The 22,015-nt window shown below is 41.7% G+C and carries 21 protein-coding genes and 2 pseudogenes; 6 read left to right on the top strand and 17 right to left on the bottom strand.

The window, feature by feature from the left end:
- Positions 1-128: 128 nt before the first annotated feature.
- Positions 129-980 (bottom strand): metallophosphoesterase family protein, encoded by an 852-nt coding sequence (locus K1I97_RS05630; protein ID WP_223331760.1) that lies wholly within the window; start codon positions 978-980, stop codon positions 129-131.
- Between the two features lie 206 nt (positions 981-1,186).
- Between K1I97_RS05630 and K1I97_RS05625 the strand changes: the two genes are divergently transcribed.
- From K1I97_RS05625 to thrS, 3 genes are all read left to right on the top strand, one after another.
- Positions 1,187-1,561, top strand: a complete 375-nt coding sequence (locus K1I97_RS05625) for a hypothetical protein (RefSeq protein WP_223326176.1) — start codon at positions 1,187-1,189, stop codon at positions 1,559-1,561.
- A gap of 256 nt (positions 1,562-1,817) precedes the next feature.
- Entirely contained in the window at positions 1,818-2,444 is a 627-nt protein-coding gene (locus tag K1I97_RS05615) for an AAA family ATPase (RefSeq protein WP_223331759.1), read from the top strand.
- 11 nt (positions 2,445-2,455) lie between these two features.
- A complete protein-coding gene (gene thrS / locus K1I97_RS05610) occupies positions 2,456-4,399 on the top strand; it encodes a threonine--tRNA ligase (protein WP_223331758.1) in 1,944 nt (647 codons plus the stop codon).
- A gap of 246 nt (positions 4,400-4,645) precedes the next feature.
- On the opposite strand, the gene K1I97_RS05605 is transcribed toward thrS, so the two are convergent.
- The 6 genes and pseudogenes from K1I97_RS05605 to K1I97_RS05580 all read right to left on the bottom strand — a co-directional run bounded on the left by K1I97_RS05605 (position 4,646) and on the right by K1I97_RS05580 (position 10,340).
- Positions 4,646-5,830, bottom strand: coding sequence for a hypothetical protein (locus K1I97_RS05605; protein ID WP_223331757.1), 1,185 nt, complete (start codon positions 5,828-5,830; stop codon positions 4,646-4,648).
- A gap of 17 nt (positions 5,831-5,847) precedes the next feature.
- Positions 5,848-6,419, bottom strand: a pseudogene (locus K1I97_RS05600) (ATP-binding cassette domain-containing protein).
- Between the two features lie 32 nt (positions 6,420-6,451).
- Positions 6,452-6,715, bottom strand: coding sequence for a hypothetical protein (locus K1I97_RS05595; RefSeq protein WP_223331756.1), 264 nt, complete (start codon positions 6,713-6,715; stop codon positions 6,452-6,454).
- A 114-nt stretch (positions 6,716-6,829) separates the two neighbouring features.
- On the bottom strand, positions 6,830-9,070 hold the full coding sequence (locus K1I97_RS05590; RefSeq protein WP_223331755.1) for a DNA internalization-related competence protein ComEC/Rec2: 2,241 nt from the start codon (positions 9,068-9,070) through the stop codon (positions 6,830-6,832).
- Positions 9,054-9,704 carry a helix-hairpin-helix domain-containing protein gene (locus K1I97_RS05585; RefSeq protein WP_223331754.1) on the bottom strand — a complete coding sequence of 217 codons (651 nt, stop codon included), beginning with the start codon at positions 9,702-9,704 and terminating at the stop codon, positions 9,054-9,056. The genes K1I97_RS05590 and K1I97_RS05585 overlap by 17 nt, the downstream gene beginning before the upstream one ends.
- A gap of 66 nt (positions 9,705-9,770) precedes the next feature.
- Positions 9,771-10,340, bottom strand: coding sequence for a GNAT family N-acetyltransferase (locus tag K1I97_RS05580; protein WP_223331753.1), 570 nt, complete (start codon positions 10,338-10,340; stop codon positions 9,771-9,773).
- A gap of 175 nt (positions 10,341-10,515) precedes the next feature.
- Between K1I97_RS05580 and ald the strand changes: the two genes are divergently transcribed.
- Positions 10,516-11,628 carry an alanine dehydrogenase gene (gene ald / locus K1I97_RS05575; protein WP_223331752.1) on the top strand — a complete coding sequence of 371 codons (1,113 nt, stop codon included), beginning with the start codon at positions 10,516-10,518 and terminating at the stop codon, positions 11,626-11,628.
- A 76-nt stretch (positions 11,629-11,704) separates the two neighbouring features.
- On the opposite strand, the gene gla is transcribed toward ald, so the two are convergent.
- The 6 genes from gla to K1I97_RS05545 form a co-directional block, all read right to left on the bottom strand.
- Positions 11,705-12,610 carry an aquaglyceroporin Gla gene (gene gla / locus K1I97_RS05570; RefSeq protein WP_223331751.1) on the bottom strand — a complete coding sequence of 302 codons (906 nt, stop codon included), beginning with the start codon at positions 12,608-12,610 and terminating at the stop codon, positions 11,705-11,707.
- Between the two features lie 157 nt (positions 12,611-12,767).
- On the bottom strand, positions 12,768-13,934 hold the full coding sequence (locus K1I97_RS05565; protein WP_223331750.1) for an ATP-grasp domain-containing protein: 1,167 nt from the start codon (positions 13,932-13,934) through the stop codon (positions 12,768-12,770).
- A 12-nt stretch (positions 13,935-13,946) separates the two neighbouring features.
- On the bottom strand, positions 13,947-14,687 hold the full coding sequence (locus K1I97_RS05560) for an esterase family protein (RefSeq protein WP_000546818.1): 741 nt from the start codon (positions 14,685-14,687) through the stop codon (positions 13,947-13,949).
- Between the two features lie 20 nt (positions 14,688-14,707).
- A complete protein-coding gene (locus tag K1I97_RS05555; RefSeq protein ID WP_223331749.1) occupies positions 14,708-15,532 on the bottom strand; it encodes an alpha/beta hydrolase in 825 nt (274 codons plus the stop codon).
- A gap of 136 nt (positions 15,533-15,668) precedes the next feature.
- The gene (gene thiI / locus K1I97_RS05550) at positions 15,669-16,883 is read right to left on the bottom strand and encodes a tRNA uracil 4-sulfurtransferase ThiI (RefSeq protein WP_223331748.1); all 1,215 of its coding nucleotides are present in this window, start codon (positions 16,881-16,883) and stop codon (positions 15,669-15,671) included.
- Between the two features lie 8 nt (positions 16,884-16,891).
- Positions 16,892-18,034: a cysteine desulfurase family protein gene (locus tag K1I97_RS05545; protein ID WP_223331747.1), complete on the bottom strand. Its 1,143-nt coding sequence runs from the start codon at positions 18,032-18,034 to the stop codon at positions 16,892-16,894.
- A gap of 137 nt (positions 18,035-18,171) precedes the next feature.
- Between K1I97_RS05545 and K1I97_RS05540 the strand changes: the two genes are divergently transcribed.
- Positions 18,172-18,591: a DUF6556 family protein gene (locus tag K1I97_RS05540; RefSeq protein WP_223331746.1), complete on the top strand. Its 420-nt coding sequence runs from the start codon at positions 18,172-18,174 to the stop codon at positions 18,589-18,591.
- Between the two features lie 205 nt (positions 18,592-18,796).
- Here the strand turns inward: K1I97_RS05540 and K1I97_RS05535 are convergent.
- The 4 genes and pseudogenes from K1I97_RS05535 to K1I97_RS05520 all read right to left on the bottom strand — a co-directional run.
- Positions 18,797-19,192 (bottom strand): annotated as a pseudogene (locus tag K1I97_RS05535) (transposase); the annotation flags it as partial.
- A 72-nt stretch (positions 19,193-19,264) separates the two neighbouring features.
- Positions 19,265-19,423 carry a transposase gene (locus tag K1I97_RS05530; protein ID WP_223331745.1) on the bottom strand — a complete coding sequence of 53 codons (159 nt, stop codon included), beginning with the start codon at positions 19,421-19,423 and terminating at the stop codon, positions 19,265-19,267.
- An 86-nt stretch (positions 19,424-19,509) separates the two neighbouring features.
- On the bottom strand, positions 19,510-20,409 hold the full coding sequence (htpX, locus tag K1I97_RS05525) for a zinc metalloprotease HtpX (RefSeq protein WP_223331744.1): 900 nt from the start codon (positions 20,407-20,409) through the stop codon (positions 19,510-19,512).
- 1 nt (position 20,410) lies between these two features.
- Positions 20,411-20,971: a LemA family protein gene (locus K1I97_RS05520; RefSeq protein ID WP_223331743.1), complete on the bottom strand. Its 561-nt coding sequence runs from the start codon at positions 20,969-20,971 to the stop codon at positions 20,411-20,413.
- A 94-nt stretch (positions 20,972-21,065) separates the two neighbouring features.
- On the opposite strand from K1I97_RS05520, the gene rsmG reads away from it, so the two are divergent.
- Entirely contained in the window at positions 21,066-21,779 is a 714-nt protein-coding gene (rsmG, locus tag K1I97_RS05515) for a 16S rRNA (guanine(527)-N(7))-methyltransferase RsmG (RefSeq protein WP_223331742.1), read from the top strand.
- Positions 21,780-22,015 lie beyond the last annotated feature (236 nt).

Here is a 22,015-nt window from a genome sequence, read left to right as displayed (position 1 = left end):
CTATGGTATTCAAATTATTTAACTTCCGTTATTCTAACATAAATTTTATACACCGTCAATTCATCTCCAGTTTAATTTTTCTAGAAACAGCAGTCACTAGACTATCTTATTTCTAGCTAGAAGTACTCTTAAAACCAATCCTTCTTTTCTCTTTCCATCCAGCACTCAATATCCTCATCATAACCTTCTTGTTCACTAATCTGACCTAACAATTCATGATTATGAGTGTGGTGAATCCCATTTACCAAACTTTCATAATAGACCTGAAAATAGGGGAGCTTTACATCCTTAGCCAGCTGCAATTCAGCCTCTACATCATAATCCACTCGACGAAAATCAACATCAGACAAACCTGTCTCATCAAACTCTAAAATCATATACTGGGCACGCAGGTCCTTACGCAACTGCGCATTTAAAAAGAAGGGTTGCCCAATCGATCCTGGATTAAGAATCAACTGTCCGTCACTTCCATAACGAAGCAACTGTTGGTGGATATGCCCATATACTGCTATAGAGGCATGCGGTTCCGTCACCAGTCTATCAAAATTTTCTTGTTTTCCCATATGAATCAACTCCCTACCCCAGTTTTTATCAGGAAGATGGTGAGTGATTCCCACCGTCAAATCACCAAACTGACGATGAACTTGCATGGGGTGATTGTGGAGGTTTTCGATTTCTTCAGGATCAATCTCTTCTAAGATATACTGGCATTGGCGCAGGAGATAGCGATGGCTCGCTTTTGTAAAATCTAGCTTACGATGCAAACCACGCCAGAGACTATTTTCCCAATTACCCAGAACTCTAGCAGTGATGGGCAAGCTAGCCAAGAGATCCAAAATCCCTCTACGTCCTGTTCCCGGCATAAGAATATCTCCCAAAAGCCAGTACTCATCCACCTTTGCTGCTCTTGCATCAGCCAGTACAGCTTCCAAGGCAGTCGTGTTTCCATGTATGTCTGAAAGAACTGCTATTTTCGTCATTCTTTCTCCTCAATTTTTCTTACTTCTTATGCTAGTATTATAACAAAAAAATTCAGAAAGCTTATTATTTCTGCCTATCATAGCACCTTGTAAGAGCTTCTAAATCGTGCTATAATATGCTATAATATAGGTAGAGAGTTCCCCTTCATTTAGAATCATGTGGTCTTCAACATCTCTCTATTTTTGCAGATTGGAGGACTATTGCCATGCGGAAATATCTTAAGTATATTCCATACTACCTTGTCATATTCTTCTTTTACTGGCCCCTCTATGAGTTGCTTTTGCTGCTGATATCTGACCCTTATACGCTGAAAGGGCTTTACATTTATAACATCATCCTCTTTTCACCTTTGGCAACCTTTATCGTATCCCTTCTTTATAGCTACCGTTTCCAATTCTCACTGTGGTGGCTGCTCGGTATTGCTCTTCTCTATTGCTTTACCATCATCACTTTCAATGAATTCATTCTCGTTTATTTCCTAGCTTATGAACTCTTTGCCCTACTTGGTATGGCTTCAGGTTCAGGTATCAAATACATGCTCCAGCAAGGAAAAAATAAAAAACTTTCACAAAATCCTTGAAAATTCTCGCAATCATGCTATAATAAAGCATAGAGACAAGTCACTTAGTCCCTTTCTACTAGAGAGTGCGTGGTTGCTGGAAACGCATAGAGAGTCTAAACTGATACTACTCTACTGACTTTTATGAAAACATAAAACGGTGGCTACGTTAGAGCCAATCAGAGGTGTAGGTCTTTTCGACTTGCATAAATGAAGGTGGAACCACGTTACGACGTCCTTTTAGGATGTCGTTTTTATTTTGTCAGAAGGAGGAAGAATGATGCTTTATATGATTGGCGGATCGCCTTGCAGTGGAAAGTCAACAATTGCCTCACTTCTTGCTAGACAGTATCAACTACTTCATATCAAACTGGATGATTTGGTAGAAGAGATGATGAGTCAAGCAAGTGCAGACTCACAGCCAATTTGCCTTCTTAGGCAGGATAGAAATCCAGAACAAATCTGGATGAGAAATCCAGAAGAGATGGCAGATGAAGAATGGCGCTTTTATGAAGAGATTTTTCCTTATGTAAAATCTTACTTGGTAAAAAATCAAGATAGACCTCTCTTGGTTGAAGGAGCAGGACTTTTGCCTCACTTGGTAAAGGAACTTGAATGCCCAGCGTCTTCCTATCTATGCTTGACTCCGACAGCTGATTTTCAGAAAAAGCACTATAAACAGAGAGAATGGGTTCCTTATGTCTTAGAGGGAACTACCAACCCTGAACAAGCTTTTAAAAACTGGATGCAACGAGACATTCTTTTTGCTCAAATGGTTCGTAAGGAAGCGGTGTTATTAGGCTATCCTAGCCTCATAACAGATGGCAGTCAATCAGAGAATCAGACTGCGGAAGAAGTTGCTCGGCTCTTAAAATTGTCCAACAAAAAAAGAATAAATATTTAAGGAGAAAACACATGATTAAGATTACTTTCCCAGATGGCGCTGTTCGTGAATTCGAATCAGGCGTTACTACTTTTGAAATTGCGCAAAGCATCAGCAATTCCCTAGCTAAAAAAGCCTTGGCTGGTAAATTCAACGGCAAACTCATCGACACGACTCGTGCTATCACTGAAGATGGAAGCATCGAAATTGTGACACCAGATCACGAAGATGCCCTTCCGATTTTGCGCCACTCAGCGGCTCACTTGTTCGCCCAAGCAGCTCGTCGCCTTTTCCCAGACATTCACTTGGGAGTTGGTCCAGCTATCGAAGATGGCTTCTACTACGATACCGACAATACTGCTGGTCAAATCTCTAACGAAGACCTGCCTCGTATTGAAGAAGAAATGCAAAAAATCGTTAAAGAAAACTTCCCTTCTATTCGTGAGGAAGTAACAAAAGACGAAGCGCGTGAAATCTTCAAGAACGACCCTTATAAATTGGAATTGATCGAAGAACACTCTGAAGATGAGGGTGGTTTGACCATCTACCGTCAGGGCGAATATGTGGATCTCTGCCGTGGCCCGCACGTCCCATCAACAGGTCGTATCCAAATCTTCCACCTTCTCCATGTGGCTGGTGCTTACTGGCGTGGAAATAGCGACAACGCTATGATGCAACGGATCTACGGTACAGCTTGGTTTGACAAGAAAGACTTGAAGAACTACCTTCAAATGCGTGAAGAAGCTAAAGAACGTGACCACCGTAAACTTGGTAAAGAGCTCGACCTCTTCATGATTTCTCAAGAAGTTGGACAAGGTTTGCCATTCTGGTTGCCAAATGGTGCGACTATCCGTCGTGAATTGGAACGCTACATTGTCGATAAGGAAATAGCTGCAGGCTACCAACACGTTTACACTCCACCACTTGCCTCTGTGGAACTTTACAAGACTTCTGGTCACTGGGATCACTACCGTGAAGATATGTTCCCAACCATGGACATGGGTGACGGGGAAGAATTCGTCCTTCGTCCAATGAACTGCCCACACCACATTCAAGTCTTCAAACACCATGTTCACTCTTACCGTGAGTTGCCAATCCGTATCGCCGAGATCGGAATGATGCACCGCTATGAAAAATCGGGTGCTCTGACTGGTCTTCAACGTGTGCGTGAGATGTCACTCAACGACGGTCACCTTTTCGTTACCCCAGAACAAATCCAAGAAGAATTCCAACGCGCCCTTCAGTTGATTATCGATGTTTATGAAGACTTCAACTTGACTGAGTACCGCTTCCGTCTCTCTCTTCGTGACCCTCAAGATACTCACAAGTACTTTGATAACGATGAGATGTGGGAAAATGCCCAAACCATGCTTCGTGCTGCCCTTGATGAAATGGGTGTGGACTACTTTGAAGCCGAAGGTGAAGCAGCCTTCTACGGACCAAAATTGGATATCCAAGTTAAAACTGCCCTTGGTAAAGAAGAAACACTTTCAACTATCCAGCTTGACTTCTTGCTTCCAGAGCGCTTTGACCTCAAGTATATTGGAGCTGATGGTGAAGAACATCGTCCAGTTATGATTCACCGTGGTGTTATCTCAACCATGGAACGCTTCACAGCTATCTTGATTGAAAACTACAAGGGTGCCTTCCCAACATGGTTGGCACCACACCAAGTAACCCTCATCCCAGTTTCTAACGAAAAACACGTGGACTACGCATGGGAAGTGGCTAAGAAACTCCGTGACCGCGGTGTCCGTGCTGATGTGGATGAACGCAATGAAAAAATGCAGTTCAAGATCCGTGCTTCACAAACAAGCAAAATTCCTTACCAATTGATCGTTGGTGACAAGGAAATGGAAGACGGAACAGTCAATGTTCGTCGCTACGGCCAAAAAGAAACACAAACTGTCTCAGTTGATGAATTTGTAGAATCTATCCTAGCTGATATTGCCAACAAATCACGTGTTGAGAAATAAAAACCTAGCACAAAAGCCTCCTACCCGTATCACGCCCAAAAGGTTAGATAAATAGAAATTAAAAAGGATTTAGTTCTGTATTGCACAGGACTAAATCCTTTTCTACTATTTGTCAAGTATATCAAGATATTTGATGAAAAATAGTTTGAGTTTGGCTTTAATTCATTTATTGTTGTAATAATCAATGACCATTTATCTTGACGACATGTCACTGCATAGAGTATAGATTCAGTAGAAGCAGAGAAGCTAATATCTATTAAAAACTTCCTTTTTGCATGAACTTCCCCATCTTTCAATAAATAGAATCCCCGCTAACAAAAGGATAATCAGGCAAGGAAGTAAGACCACCCCCATGCTCCAATTCAGATTGACATTATCAATTTGCTTAGGTAATCTTCCAGATAAAACCTCCACTGAACGCAAGTAAGTAAAGGGAATCAGATGTGCAATCTTTTGGAGAGGCTGAATTGTTTGAATACCAAACAATAAGCCAACAATCCCAATGAGGGAAAGAAAGAGGACAGGCATTTTTTGCTTGAAAAAGTAAGCAATCAAGTAGACGACTTCCACAATGACGATAAAGGCTAAGAAAGCTAAGAGCAAGCTAGGAAATAACACATCTTGTATCTTCCCAATAGTTACCTCTTGATTGGTTAAGCTATAGAATGGGTAGGGATAATCTAACTGTCCAAAACCACTTATCAGACTTCCCACTAGAAAAGAAAATCCACAGATTCCGATAAACAGCACGGTTATATAACTCACCCCAACTCCAAGAGAGGATGCTGCAAATGCCACTTTTGAAAAAGGATATAACTGAGCTGTATCGAGATTATTTTGATATCTTTCTGCGAACAGTTGTGTTAGCATAAAAATAATACCAATCACAAACAAGCTTGGGATGATAGCCTCTAAAATCCAGACAATCTGATCAATCCCGTGGGTCGGAAACTCCAAAGTATGTGCTTTTATATTCAAGGGATACAGGGCTTGGTAAATCTTTCGTTGGCGGTCAACCGCCATTTTTAATTCAGAGCTAGAAGTCGGTTGATTTGACATAACTTCATAATTCTTCTCTTCAGCTTGCCACTGCAAATAATAGGCTTCTTTCCAGCGCCCTTCTTTTAGTAAAGTTAGAATTTCTTTCTCTTGCGTTAAAAGATTTTTTTGCAATTCTAAATTTCTTTTAACAGTTTGGTATTCCTCCGAGCTGGTGTCAGACATTTGGGAAAGCTTCACTTCATTTTCATTGATGATTCTCTCATGTTTTACAAGACGGGTTTCCAACTCGCTCTCCAAGCTGTGTGAGTTTGCAGTCTGACTATTTAAATAAAAGGTGACACCGAGTACAGATGCAAATAAAGCTAAGATAATCCAGTTTAAACGACTTTTGAAAACTTTCTTTAACAAAAATAGGCTAATATCTTTCATAACGGAACCTCTTCTATCTACCCCTGACGAATGGTTACGATGCTATCGCAAATCTCCACTAACTCCTCTTTGTAGTGGGAACTCAAAAGAACCAGCTGTTCTTTTCTATCGATTTGTGCTAGCCTATCAAAAAACTTCTGTCGATAATACTCATCTAAGCCATTTGTTATCTCATCCATGAGCCAGCATTTCGCCTGACTGAGGAAATACATGGCAATCACCAAGCGTTGCTTCATCCCTAAGGAATACTTGTGGATGGGAAGGCTGATATAGTCAGACATTTCCCAGTAGGCGATTTCATCCCCCAAGTTTAGGTCTGACTTCCAAATATTTTTTATAAGGCGAAGATAGTCCATCCCACTTAAGTTTCCATCCAGCCATTCAACGCTCTCATAATAAAACAAAGAAGGAGAGGCTGCGATATGTCCACTACTGAGGGGAAGCAGCTTGCTAATAGCTCGGAACAGTGTCGTCTTTCCCGAGCCATTGATAGCAAGAAGGCCATAAATCCTACCTTTTTAAAGGTGAAATCCGCATCTTGCAAGATGACTTGTCGCGTTTTTAAGATAACATGAGTAAGAGTTATCATATCCAGTCCTCCTTTTTCTCACTCTTTAAGGATTAATAGCCTCCGCTGTAGTAGTTAATGACCTCATAACGAGCGTAGTTCCAGCCTCCGCCAACTTTATACTCAGAATAGCTGCGATAATAAGACCATTCCGGAATGACCTTATATCTATATGCATGGTAATTCATTTTAGACTCATAGAAGATATTCCAGTCATAGCGATAATTTTTAAGAACGGTCTTAGCAGATACACTAGACTGAAAAAGACCAATAGATAACAAACTAGCTAATAAAACAACTTTTGCTGATTTTTTCATGGTTTTCGTTGCATTTATATCATTACTATTGGAAACACTTTCATTATATCGTTTCCCTCAGTATTATGCAACAGATTTTTTGTTTATTTTACTAATATATAACATTGTTTCTTCCTAACGAACACTTTCGATTCGCCAACTCTTCCATCCTTTAAAGCGAGTGGCTCCTTGCTGATCGGTTCGGTAAATCTTACTCTTGATGGATTCCAGTCGTGTCAAGGTTTCCTGATGGGGGAGCTTCACACGATTGTTCTTTCCAACTGAGATGAGTGTAATTTCTGGTTTGAGTTTTTCTAAAAAGACCGAACTTGATGATGTTTTAGCACCATGCTGCCCAGCTTTCAAGACATCCACCTCTAAGTCAGGGTATTGCTTTAAAAGTTCTTTCTCTCCCTTCTCTTTCAAGTTTCCAGTAAAGAGAAAGTGCTTATCCAAAAGTTTTCCATGAAGAACCAAGGAATCATCGAGATTAGCTTCTCCATTTTCCCTTGTAGATAACACTTCTAACTGACTTCCAAAAATGGATAACTTGTCCCCAACTGTCACACTGCGTACCTTGGTTTGACTTGCTTCTAGTTCCGCTACAAATTCCTTCTGTGTCAAACTTCCTTTTGATACTAAAATCTCCCCGACATGGAAAGCCTTGGTCACCTCCAGCAAATCTCCAACATGTTCTTTGTCTGTGTTGGTCAAAATAAGCTGGTCAATTTTGGCCACTCCGCGACTTTTTAGATAGGGAATCAAGGTTCGCTGGGCATTGCTGGTCGTCGCCTTTTCTTGCCATTTTTCGATTTTCTTATCAGATTCTGCCTTGCCTCCCACATCTATGAGAATGGTTTTACCAGTTACATCCCGTAGGAAAATACTTTCTCCTTGCCCCACATCCAGCATGGTGATTTCATTTTCCAGTGGATGCTTGGTCAAGAAAAAGAGACCCACGATAAAGAGACTGAACCCTGCTACTCTTTTGACATTTTTCCTCATGTCATAGACCAAGGCCAATGAAACTAAGAGAAGAAGCAAAAGCCATGCGGTGGGTTGTCCAAAGACCAATGGCCTACTTGCCATCTGCGACACCAAGCGAATGATGCCCTCCAACCATTCAAAGACAAGGTTAAGCTGAGTGACCGGATAAACAAAAGACAGAATGAATAAGATAGACAAAAGCGGTAAGAAGACTAAGTCAAACAAAAATGAAAAGACAAATGTTAAAAGAATTGACCAAGGCTGAAATTCTGCAAAATAGAAGGATAGAATGGGCAATATTCCCAAGGAAATGACCAGACTTTCTCTGGCAACAGCCTTGAGCCCCTCCCCTTCTTTGCTTGTCATGGTCAAGATAAAAGCGTAAGCACAGGACAAGACACCTCCTGCCGTCAAGAAAAAGTTTGGCATGATGATAAAGAGGACAAGGAGCGTCAAGGCAAAATTATCCAAACCCTTAACACCATGTTGGGCCAGTAACTTTTGTAAGAGACTGCGAATGACTGAGGCTGAAAATCCTGTCAACCCTGCATAGACCAAAGAGAATGGATAAGCCAACCATTTCCACTTTTCTTGAGTTAAGCCCAATCGCAAGAGGAGTTTTTTAAAGGCGTCCATAAAGAAACCTACCTGCATACCCGACAATGCAAAAAGGTGGATAATCCCTAGACTGGAATAGAGCTCGTTCATCTCTTCAAAGTCGGTATCCAAATGTCCCAGCAGAAGACCCGTCATATAATTTCGCATAGGGTCTGGAAAGTGCGTCTTGATCCAAACTACGGCCTTTCGACGTAAACTGGACAGATTTTCTCCTATATCCCAACTGCTAACCTTTTTAAGTGACTGGATTTTTTTGATATTGAGAGTCTGGTAAATCCCCTGAGTCTTCAGATAGGCTTGGTAGTCAAATCCACCAAAATTTCTCTGGCCTTCTGGCTCGGACAGTTTTCCTTCTAGTTCTATCTCATAAATATCTGTCAAGGCTTGAAATTGCTCTTTCTCCTCCTCGGACTGGAGTTTATAATAGACTTGAAAAATGCGTCCATCAGACTTGCCACGAAAGGATAGACTATCTCCATTCACCTTAATGGTATCTGGCAAAATCCTCACCTTTTCAACATAGCCAACCAAGTTCTGACTAGCTTGTAACTGTTGCCAGTTTTGAAACAGAAACCAAAAGCCAAAGACTCCACAAATCGCTAAGGCTTTGATAGCCGATTTCCAAGGAAATTGGAAAAAGAGGCAGACGAGCAGAAAAACAAAGCCCAGCAAAGCAAGATAAGATGCTGAGAAAATGGCATAGTAAAGCCAAAGTAATAGAAAACCCAGATAGATTAAGGGGATAGGAAGACTCTTAATCCACTGTAACATAGTCTTTTAACTTTTCTATGGTCTTTGTGCCAATGCCAGATACTTTCTTGAGTTCATCTACTGACTTGAACTTGCCATTTGCCTCACGATGGTCAATAATATCCTGAGCTCTTTTTCCGCCCAATCCTTTGACCTGCTTGAGTTCTTCCAGACTGGCCTTATTGAGGTTGACCTTCTTATCTTTACTTGTCGAAGGAGTCGTTCCAGAGGCAGTCTGCTGACTAGCTGCTTCTTCTCCCTTAGTTGGAACATAGACAAGAGCCTCGTCACTGACTTTCTGAGCGAGATTGAGCGACTTACTATCTGCCTCCTCTGTCAATCCACCCGCCTTCTGAACGGCATCATGAACCCTACTGCCAACTGGCAAATCATAAATCCCTGGTGATTTGACAGCGCCTTTGACATCTACTGTGATCAGGTCTTGTTCAGGAGATTCTTCCTTTTCTTCCTTCTTCATTTCTTTTTCAGACGATGAATCCTTTGAAACAGCTGCAACTTCAGCCTGCAAATTCGTTTCTGTGACGGGTGTTTGTGAAGTTGGTTTTAGTAGGAAAAATCCGCCCAAGGCCAAACCTAAAATAGCACAGATGACAATGATTTTATACTCTTTGATTTTCTCGATAATTGCTTCCATATTTTCTCCTCTCTTAGATTATTCGTAAGAGGAAGAAAAAAACAGCTGAAAAATCTTTTTAACTGCTTATTTATTTGCAAAATAGTCTTCCTTGGTCAAGACATAATGGACTCTTGTAACGATTCGGCCTTCTTCATGCTGGTCCATACAAGCATATGGTTCTGCATGTGAAAAACGCATACCTGATTTCTCCATGACCTTTCCTGATGCGGGATTGTCTTTATCGTGAAGAGCAGTCAACTTGTTCATTCCAATTTTCTCAAAAGCGAGTTCAATCACGGCACGATTGGCTTCTGTCGTCAATCCTTGACTCCAATACTTTTGGTTGATAATGTAACCAATAGCTGCTTTTTTGAGAATGGGGTCAATCTTATGCAAGTCAATGGTTCCAATAAACTGGCCATTGTTTTTTAGTTCGATTCCCCACCGTCCCAAGGGATTAGCTAAATAGAACTGAGCAATGTTGTTCTTGGTTTCCTCTAAGCTTTGATTTATTGGAAAAGTGTAGCGTGTATTTTCTCTGTCTGAGGCATACTCAAACATAGCTTCCGCATCATCCAAGGTTACAGGTCGGAGCAATAAACGCTCCGTTTCTATTGATGGATACTGAGCAAATTTCACAAATATTGATTCCATACTTTTTCCTCCATTAGAGCTTGATTCTCACTAGAATAGCATAAATGAAATTAGATAACAAGTTTTTCTTGATTTTTGAAGCGGTTTCATATAAAATAAAATCATCGCATTTTTGATTTAAACAAACAATGTGACAACTAAAACAATACCGTCAATTGAAAGGTAGATTCTCTCTATGTTAATTGGAATTCCAAAAGAAATTAAAAATAATGAAAACCGTGTTGCCCTCACTCCTGCTGGCGTCCATAGTTTAGTCAGCCGTGGACATCGTGTTCTCATCGAAAAAAATGCTGGTCTCGGTTCAGGATTTACTGATGCGAACTATCAAAAGCAAGGAGCTGAGATTGTCGCTACTGCTAGTGAAGCCTGGGCTGCCGAGTTGGTCGTGAAAGTAAAAGAACCTTTAAGTTCTGAATATGGGTACTTGCGCGACGACCTGCTCCTCTTCACCTACTTGCACATGGCTGCTGCACCAGAGTTAGCAGATGCCATGCTAGCAGCAAAAACGACAGGAATTGCCTATGAGACTGTCCGTGACAGCCAAGGACATCTACCGCTCCTCGTTCCTATGAGTGAGGTTGCTGGTCGTATGGCCGTTCAAATCGGAGCTCATTTCCTTACTAAGCAAACTGGTGGTTCTGGTGTCCTACTTGGTGGTGTACCGGGTGTTCCAAAAGGAAAAGTAACCATCATCGGTGGCGGTGTCGTTGGTACACATGCTGCCCGCATCGCCTTGGGACTCGGTGCTCAAGTGACCATTCTTGATATCAGTGCCAAACGTCTCTCAGTCCTAGAAGAGGTCTTTGGTAACCAAATACAGACTCTTATGTCCAATTCATTTAACATCGAAGCAAGTGTGAAAGACGCTGATGTGGTGATTGGAGCCGTTCTCATCCCTGGTGCCAAGGCACCGAAATTGGTGACAGACGAGATGGTCAAACAAATGCGTCCAGGATCTGTCATCGTTGACGTTGCCGTTGACCAAGGTGGTGTTATCGCAACAGCTGATCGTGTGACAACGCACGATGAGCCCGTCTATGAAAAACACGGGGTGCTACACTATGCTGTCGCCAATATCCCTGGCGCGGTTGCTCGCACTTCGACCATTGCCCTAACCAATGTCACTCTCCCTTATATCGAAGCCTTAGCTGACAAGGGATTCCAAAAAGCAGTCACTGAAGACCAAGGCTTACGTGAAGGAGTTACAACTTACCAAGGTTACTTGACTAGTCTTCCAGTGGCTCAAGGCCTAGATAAGGATCACACTTCTATTGACGAACTAGTTTAATGATAATCATTAGTTAGATAAAGTAAAGAGCAGTTTCATCTCAACTGCTCTTTTGTAATTATATAATTTCTATTATTTATAGGTAAAGTAGTTTGAATAGTGCTACTGCTGCAATACCAGCTGCGATTGGTGCTACAACTGGAACCCATGCATACCACCATTTTGAATCACCCTTGTGTTGACCAAGAACTGATTTTGGAAGGAGTTCGTGAAGAAGACGTGGTCCGAAGTCACGAGCTGGGTTCAAACCAGGTCCAGTAGGTCCACCAAGTGAAGTTACCAAGGCCATTACTAGGAAACCAAGTGCCAAGTGTCCAATTCCAAGTCCCGGTGCTAAGAATGGAGCAGCCGAATTTTTTGCTTGCTCAAGTGCTGCTGTTACTTGTTCTTGAGGGATTGTTGTCCCTTGTGCAGCTGCTTGAGCTACTTGATCATTAATCACAGCTTGAGCTTTCGCAACCAATTCAGCACCAAAGAAGTTTTTAGTCAAACCAAGTGCTGCAAAGAAAAGAACAAATGAACCTACAAACTCATTTAGGAAACCGTTAACAGTAGCTGCAAAACGTGATTCTTTTGTACCGTGGTCGATGCTTGAAATCGTTGAGAAGGTACCCAAGATATTGTTAGGATTTTCTGTTTTCAAGTAGTAAGGACGGTGAGTCGCTACAACCAAAGCTTGACCAAAGATTGCTCCCAAAACTTGTGCTAGGATGTAAAATGGAACTTGATCCCAAGAGAAAAGACCACTAACTGCAAGTCCAAGAGTGAAAGCTGGGTTGATGTGGTTTCCTGATACATTACCAAACATCAAGGCTGGGATCATAACCCCCATACCGTAACCAACCGCGATAACGAGCCAGCCACTTTGGTGACCTTTCGTACCTTTAAGTTCAACGTTAGCAACTGCACCATTACCAAGAATGATCAAAATAGCAGTTCCCAAGAATTCTGTGGCATATTTAATAGCCCATGTAAAATCCATTTGATAGATTCTCCTTAAATTTTTTTAGACAATCCTTATTCTATCAATTTTTAGGCCTTTTAGCAATATCTTTTCTAAAAGAATCTATGGAAAACGCTTTATTTAACTTATCTTTAAGAAAAGGACAAAAGGAGTCAAACTCCTTTTGTCCTAATCGTTATTCTTGACGTTGACCAAAGTCTACAATCATCTGCTCCATCTCTTGGCGACTAGGAGTGGTCAACATATAAAGGTAATCCCCTTGTAGCTCTGCAAAGGCTGCTGGCATGATTTTTTTGACCTTGAATTGCTGGCTGTACTTAGCAAGAAGGTCCTCTTCTGAATAGACATAATTTGCATTGGCACGACGTGATGTAGCTAAACAGTATTGTGGTTCAAACTCTGATGCTGGGAACTCTTCACCTGCAACAATCGCCGCATAACCTCGGTAGAGATCCAAGGAGTGAGCGAAGTTATAAACATCAATGGTAAAGCCACCTGCAGGACGGTTATTGTACTCAATGGCAATGTAGTCGTCCCCGTCACGGAAAAACTCGATATGGAAAAAGCGCTCTTTCATACCAAATTCCTTGACAATGGCCTCGCCATACTTACGCAGTTTGGGATCCATATCCTTGAGCACATAGTAGGAATTGTCCATCTTATAAATCATCAAATCAAGTGGTGTATGGGCATAATCGAAAGTCGTTGAAAAGACGATGTTGCCATCCTTGTCCACAAGTCCGTCAAAAGTACAGATTTCGCTAGAAGTGACAAATTTCTCAAAGAAATACACGGTTGAATGGTCCCATTCAGCCTTAAAGTGATTTACATCATCTTCTGTCTCAAGCTTAAAGGTTGCTGCCGCTCCCACTCCATTATCAGGTTTGGCAATCATTGGTAGACCGATTTCGTTCACTGCTTTATCCACATCTGCTTCCGTATGGATAACAGCTCCAGGTACCACAGGGACGCCTGCTTTTTTGAAAAGTTTCTTCATTTCAGACTTAAACTTGGTCTTTTTGAGATCCTCTGGTTTGGCACCAAAGACATTGAATTGTTCTCTGAGTGTTGCGTCCAGCTCAAGCCAGTATTCATTGTGAGATTCGATGCGGTCGATTGGGCCATGCTTGTAGAAAAGAAAAGCTACTGCACGTTTGACTTCGTCTATATTCTCAAGATTATCTACACGGAAATACTCGGTTAGGCTATTGCGCAAAGGTTCATCTAGTTGTTCGTAAGGCTCCTGACCAATTCCCAAAACGGTGATGCCTTTATTGGCTAGCTCGATGGTAAACTGTTGGAAATTTTGCGGATAGTAGGGAGAAATAACAAGGTAATTCATAGGCAACTCCTTTTATAGATACAGGTGTCCAAGAAAATAAGGCATTTGTTTACGCCACCATTCCCAGTCGTGGGCGACATCGTGTCCCCATTCAGCAAACCAGGCTGGAATTTGTTTCTGGTCAAAGGCTTCTTTAAGTTTGTAGAAGGATGGTAGACCGTCTTGTTCCCAGGCACCAAGTCCCGTACAGACGACGATTTCTGCCTGACGGTAACGATCGATAAACCAGCCGTCGTTTTGATTCCAGATATAATCTACTGGCGAATTTTGGTAAATAGCATCATCATTGTAATAATCGCCGACAAAGAAACGTGCATCATAAACACCACTGAGAGCAATCACTTTGGTAAAGACATCTGGATGCTGGAGGAAGAAATTGAGTGCATGGTAGGCCCCCATCGAGCAACCTGTCGTCATCATGCCATCAAACCAACCTGTCTTATGCTTGATAAAAGGAATGGCTTCCTCAATCACATAGCGTTCGTAGGCGCGATGCATCTCCGCCTGGTCATGACTATTTTTCCAAGTAGCCAGCCAGCTCTCACTGTCCACACTGGATAGCGTAAAGAACTGGACGCGCCCTTCTTCGATAAAGGAAGCACAGGCATCAATCATGCCAAAATCATAGTATTCATTGTGACTGCCACCAGATGAAGCAAAAACCACAACTGGAATCCCAGCATGTCCATAACGGTTGAGGTACATTTCACGATTAAGATTGCCACTCCAGTGGCTGAGGTTTTCAATATGCATTGGCTTTCTCCTTTCCTAACTTACCATTTCTCTGCAAAAAATCTCAGACAGTCTGGTAAATTCTCCGACCATGGAATTTCACTATGGATAGCACCAGACTGAACTTTCAAGACCAGATTATCCAAGTGTACTCCACCTGCAATCAAATCACGGTAATAACGAAGCGACGAGTCGATATAGGCTTGCTTGATATTGCCAGCCATCAGGGTCTTGTCCGTATCGTCTGCTTCTTCTGTTCCTACATAGATGAAAATGCGCTGTTCAGGCGACAATTTCTTGCGCTCGATATAGCGGTTAAAGGCTTCTTGGTGGAGCCAGTTGGCAGATGAAAAGACACCTAGACAACCAATTTGGTCTTGGTACTCTAGTCCGATAAACTGGGTAATATTGCCTCCTAATGACGAGCCAATCATAGCCGTATGCTGGCGATCAACTTTGGTTCGGTAGGTTTCATCGATAAAAGGCTTGACCACCTCCATGACAAACTCAGCATACTCCACACCCTTACCGCCAAACTGTTGGCCTGGGATAGGAGATTCTTGAAACTTCCAAGCCGCATACTCATTCATCCGCCCCAAACCATCATTGTCAATAGCAACAACAATCATGCGACTGATGTCTGGATTTCGTTTAATAGCCGGAATGATCTTCCATGAGTGTCCAATATAAGACTCCTTGCTGTAAAAGACATTTTGCCCGTCATGAAAGTAAACTACAGGATAAAAACGGTCGGTGTCCTTCTCATAGTCCTTAGGCAGAAGAACACGCACACGACGCTCTTTTCCAGTATAAGGCACCTTGAGTTTGTGTTCTTTCATTTTTAAGTAAAAGTAGGAATGATTCATTGTCAGAAAACTCTCTATATTCAAAATTTTATCTCATTATACCATAAAAATAGAAAAAAAGTCAGTAAATGTCCATTTTAAGGATAAATAACTAACTTTTTTCATTTGTTTTTCTGAATTCTTCTGGATTTTCTGATTAGAGGAGATTGTCAATCAAGTTATCGACTTCATCTTTTTTAGCTTGAGGTGTAATCTCAGTAATCATAATCCCTGCCACTGCTCGCTCAACCAAGCCTTCAACATCCATGCGTGCTTCATACTGCTCAGCATTCTTAATCTTAGGATTAGTCTTAGGACGGTCAGGCGCAAAAATAGTACAGCAGTCCTCAAACGGTTGGATAGAAATATCAAAGGTATCGATTTCCTGAGCGATGTCAATGATTTCCAACTTGTCCATAGTAACCACAGGACGGATGATGGGAGTGTTGGTCACAGCGTTGATAGCCTGCATGCTTTCCAAGGTCTGGCTAGCTACTTGACCAAGACTTTCCCCATTGATGATAACCAAACCATTTCGTACCTCACGAATACGGTCGGTAATGCGCATCATAAAACGACGGGTCAAGGTCATGAGGTAGGCTTCTGGCGCCTTGGCTTTGATTTCCTCTTGAATCTCAGTGAAAGGCACTTCGATAAAGTGGATATTGCCACCAAACTTGGTCAATTTACGAGTCAAATCTTGGGCCTTCTTGAGAGCTCCAGGGCTAGTGTATGGTGGGCTGGCAAAGTGAACGGCCTCAATATCTACTCCACGTTTAAGTGCTAGATAACCTGCTACAGGCGAGTCAATCCCCCCTGACAACATGAGCATGCCCTTACCAGAAGTCCCCACAGGCAAGCCACCTGCTCCACGAATGGTTTCATAGGAAAGATAAGCCGCCTCTTCACGAATCTCCACCTGAAGATTGATATCGGGATTTTTCATTTGAGCTTGGACATTTGGAATAGCTTCGAATACAGCTCCGCCAAGCGTTTGATTGAGTTCACGACTGTCGAGTTCAAAGTTGTGGTCGCTACGCTTACTAGAGATTTTAAAGGTCATACCTTCCTTGTAGATTTCCTTCATAATCTCTTGGACAGCAGACTTCAGAACTTCTACAGACTTTTCAACCTTATATACTGGAGAAAAATTTTGAATCCCGAAGACTTGTTTGAGAGATTCTGCAACCGCTGTATAGTCGGCTCCATTGAGGTAAGCGTGAGCACGGTCGCGATCAGCGATTACCTTAACTTGGGGATAGATGGACAAGACGTCCGAAATGTTATTGCGAAGTTTATTGATGAAACGCATGCGGTTTTTGCCCTTGGTTGACAACTCTCCGTAGCGAATCATAATTTCTGAATACTGCATGAATGCTCCTATCTTACTTTTCTAGTTTGATTGTAAATTAATTTTAGCTTGGTCAAAAACTGCTCGACCTGACTCATATCATTTTCCAGGTCCAGACTTAGACGCACAGCTGACTGGGCCTTCTCCTTGTCCACTCCCATAGCAATCAAGGTCCCTGCAGGTTTCCCTGCCTTGGATGAACAAGCCGAGGTTGTGGAAATGAAAATATCATAGTCTTCAAAGGCGTGAACGATGACTTCTCCACGAACACCCTTAATCCCAAAAGTCAGGATATGAGGGGCAAAGTCTTCCTCGTCTGAAAAGACAAAAATATCCGGATAATCCAGAAGGGCTTGGCGAATGACTGCCTTCATCTGCCCTGTCTTACTAGCAAAGATATCTAACTTTTCCATAGCCAAACGGAGAGCCTTGGCTGTCGCTGCAATTCCTGCTACATTTTCAGTTGTCGAACGATAGTCTCCCTCTTGACCGCCACCTGTTAAAAGAGGCATGATCCTCTTACCAGACTTGATATAGACAAAGCCAACACCTCGGACACCATGAAACTTATGACTCGAAAAGGTTGCGAAATCCACTCGATCTGTCAGATAGTTTTCAGTCGGAATCTTAGCGAGTGCCTGAACCGCATCAACATGGAAGGAAATGGTCGGCTTATCTGCTAACAGTTTCGAAATAGCCTCAATAGGTTGGATAGAGCCAATTTCGTTGTTAACTGCCATGATGGAGACGAGAGTCGTATCAGGTCGTATCAAATTCGCTAGAGCCTCAACATCCACAAATCCTCTGCTATCAACTGGGGCAATATCCACCTCAAAACCTTGACTTTTAAGCCAAAGGGCTGATTCCTTGACTGCTGGATGTTCAATAGCTGACACAATAATGTGCTTGCCAAACTGGGCTTTTTCAAAGGCCACACCCTTGATGACCCAGTTATCTCCTTCTGTTCCACCTGAGGTAAAGAAGATTTCATCACTTTTCTTGCCAATCAAATCTGCAATTTGCTGCCGGGAAGCATCTAAAATTCGTGTTGCCTGATCTCCCAAACGATGGAGACTAGACGGATTTCCTACAATTTTTGAAGCGACCTGCATGTAAGTTTCAAGTGCTTCAGGATAAGGCTTAGTTGTCGCCGAATTATCAAAGTAGATCATGTTTTCTCACGCTTTCTAAAATCACTCCTTCTATTGTATCACGAAAAGAGACCTGCGACAAGAAAGGGAGGTTTCTCTTTTTTTAAGATTTTTTTAAAGAAATGAGGTATAATAAATCATAATCAAAGGAGAGTATCATGTCTAACTATCGTAGAACTTCTAATAAATCAAAAACAGAACACATCAAAAAGGGATTTACTGTCTTTCAAAAAACGATTGCTACCATCGGTAGTATCCTTGGCCTAATCACCGCTAGTATCACAATCATGAACGCCATAGATAATAACAAAAACAATAAAAAAGAGCCTACAACAACCCAAACAACTGTTGTCAAGGAAATCCAAAAGGAATCTCCTACGGATACAAATAGCCCTACGCAAAAGCAAACTCCAAACCAAGACACACCGCAAAAAGAGGAAACTCAGCCTTCTACTTCTAGTAGCAAAGAGGAGAAAATAAAGGAAGACAGCTCATCCAAAATTGAACAAAAAGATACTTCCTCACCAAATACCCCAACAAGTGAGACTGGGACAACTGCAAGTAATGGCAGCTCCTAAATTCGACATCAACCAGCGCCTAGTGCTGGTTTTTTCGTATCTATGAAAAATATGAAATTCACACACTATTTAAATATTACCATAAGATAAAAAATGACATTATTCTAGATCAAACTGCTCCCTGTCAAGTGGACAATGAAATAATAAAATATTAAGCAACGACCTTGTTCCTCATTTCAAAAGGGACAAGGTTGTTATTGCGCTCTTAAAAACGTTCATTATTATAAAAGTAGATATAATCATCACTATCAGTAACATGTTCCTCAAAAGTCTTGTACTTCTTCAAATCGTAACACTCCGTTTTAAAGCGTCCAAAGAAGCTCTCAATCGGCGCATTATCAATACATTTACTAACTCTTATACATAGAGCGTATCATCTGATATTGAATAGTGACCATGCGGTATTCTCGTGAGATATACTGTTCACCACGATCACTAGGAATCAGCGGGGCCTCCCCTGGATTAATCTCCATATCCTTCTTAAGTTTTCCATGACTATGGGAGTATCGTTATGTTTACTGATATGATAGTTAATCACAGAACCATCATAAAAATCCTTGATAGCGCTCAAATAAGCCTTACATCCTAAACTGTACTGTAAGATAATCTGTTACAGCCTTTTCCTTTGACTCTGAACTATATTTCTTCAAACTCTAACTTTCCTTGGGGCTTTCTACACCATCCTTTTGATACTTACGAATCCAATATATCTGATGGTGGAGTCATTCACTCCAAACGCTTTTGTTAAAGTAGCTATTGATTTTCTTTGTTCAAGAGAAAGATGAACAACTTCTAACTTTTCTTCCACTGATTTCGGACTTCTTTTTGACATATGAAAACTCTCCCTATAGTTTCCAGTGAATTTTTATTTTTTCACTGTCCGCTATAAGGAGAGTATATTATTTCCTCTGGATTTTTTTACATGTGTTTCAAGCGTTCGATTCGTTCTGAGATAGGCGGGTGGGTATAAAAGAGTTTTTGTAGTCCGCCACCTTTCTTAGGATCATTGATATAAAGAGCGCTGCTGGCATCGTCGACGTGGTGATGCATTGGCTCGCTATTGTCCAACTTGCGCAAGGCATTAATCATCCCTTGAGGATTGCGAGTCAGCTCCACACTGGATGCATCCGCCAGAAATTCCCTCTGACGGGAAATGGCTAGTTGCACCAAGGTTGCAGCGAGAGGGGCCAGAACAATGGCTAAGAGCGAGACAACAAGCATGATAATCTCCAAACCATTTCCATCACGATCGTCATCACTTCGTCTGCGACCTGCACCACCCCACCACATCATCCGTCCTGCCATACTAGATAGCAGTGTAATGGCACTGGCAAGAGCAACAGCGATCGTCGAAATGCGGATATCATAGTTCCGGATATGACTGACCTCATGTCCCATAGCAGCTTCTAGCTCCTCACGATTCATGATTGCTAGGAGACCCGACGTTGCCGCAACTGCCGCATTCTGCGGATTAGAACCTGTTGCAAAGGCATTTAAAGAAGAATCCTCAATGATGAAAACACGTGGCATGGGAATCTGAGCGACCATGGCCATATCTTCTACTACATGGTAGAGGTCTGGTGCTGTTTGCTCATCAACCTCACGCGCCCCATTCATAGACATGACAATCTCTGTCGATTGAAAGATCATGGTCAGAGCGTAGATAAGACCAATAATCAAGGCTATAATCATGCCGCCAAGACCTGAACGCATAAAGAGATAGCCAACAGCATAACCAACCAAGGCCAAGAGTAGGAAGAAAACCAGTAACAAAATCCAGGTTCTTCGCTTATTGCTTGCAATTTGATCAAACAGCATCTTAGTCACCTAAACCGCTAAAATCAACTTTAGGGACTTGTTTTTCTTCTTCAGGGGTTTGAAGGAAGTCTGCTGCTTTAAAACCAAATAGTCCTGCAATGATATTACTTGGGAAGGTTTGCAGCTTGAGATTATAGTTGCTAACAACACTATTGTAGAGTTGGCGTGAGTAAGAAATTTTATTTTCTGTATTGGTCAACTCCTCTTGCAACTTGATAAAGTTAGTACTAGCTTTCAAGTCAGGATAATTTTCAGCAACTGCAAAAATACCTGAGACTTGACGAGTAAGAGCATCACTGGCCTTCATAGCCTCTGCCGGAGAAGCTGCTGCTGCTACTTGATTACGAAGTTGAGTCACCTTTTCCAAGGTAGAACCTTCATACTTAGCATATCCTTTGACTGTTTCAATCAAGTTTGGCAAAAGATCATTTCGACGCTTCAACTGAACATCAATCTGGCTCCAAGCCTCCTTGGTTTGCATACGATTTTTAACCAGACCGTTATAGCTAACAATCACAAAAATAACAATCAGAGCCAAAACTCCAAGAATAATCCATGTCATAATCTTATTCCTTTCTACTTTTAGATTAGTACTAGTATATCAAATTTTCTATTATTTGTGGTAAAATAAGATTAGACTAAAGAAGGAAATTACTATGAAACCAGAAACATTTTACAGCTTGCTAGCTGAGCAAAATCTTCCACTTTCTGACCAGCAAAAAGAGCAATTTAAACGGTATTTTGAACTCTTGGTCGAGTGGAATGAAAAGATTAACTTAACAGCCATTACAGAAAAGGAAGAAGTTTACCTCAAACACTTTTACGATTCGATTGCGCCTATCTTGCAGGATTTGATTCCCAATGAAGATATCAAACTTCTTGATATCGGAGCGGGGGCAGGATTTCCTAGTCTACCCATGAAAATTCTCTATCCTCAGTTAGATGTGACCATCATTGATTCGCTAAATAAGCGCATCAACTTCCTTCAACTTTTGGCTCAAGAGTTGAATTTGGATGGTGTTCACTTCTACCATGGACGGGCAGAAGACTTTGCCCAAGACAAGAACTTCCGTGCCCAGTTTGATATGGTGACGGCTCGCGCGGTTGCCCGCATGCAGGTCTTGTCTGAACTGACCATTCCCTATCTTAAAGTCGGTGGAAAACTATTGGCACTCAAGGCCAGCAATGCGCCCGAGGAATTGCTAGAAGCCAAGAATGCCCTTAACCTCCTCTTTAGTAAGGTAGAGGACAACCTCAGCTATGCCCTACCAAATGGAGATCCACGCTATATCACAGTCGTCGAAAAGAAAAAAGAAACACCCAAGAAGTACCCAAGAAAGGCTGGCATGCCCAACAAACGCCCGCTTTAAACAATAGTGCCCCCTTGTTTAAAATTCAGAAAACATTTTACAAAATCAATCTCGCTTTCTTATTTCTAGGCTCGGGATAAAATGATTTACAAAATCTGCCTCGCTTTTTTGTTTCTCAGCTCGGGAAAAATTCGTTTACAAAACGAATTTTTTCTGCTATACTATCCTAAGCAAAGGTTTTTAATGTCATCCTGTGAGGTGACGAAGGCGCAGATTTATATAAATTTTTAAAAGAT

The sequence above is a fragment of the Streptococcus oralis genome, assembly GCF_019929345.1.
Classification (GTDB): Bacteria; Bacillota; Bacilli; order Lactobacillales; family Streptococcaceae; genus Streptococcus.
This window is presented reverse-complemented; position numbering and strand designations above follow the sequence as displayed.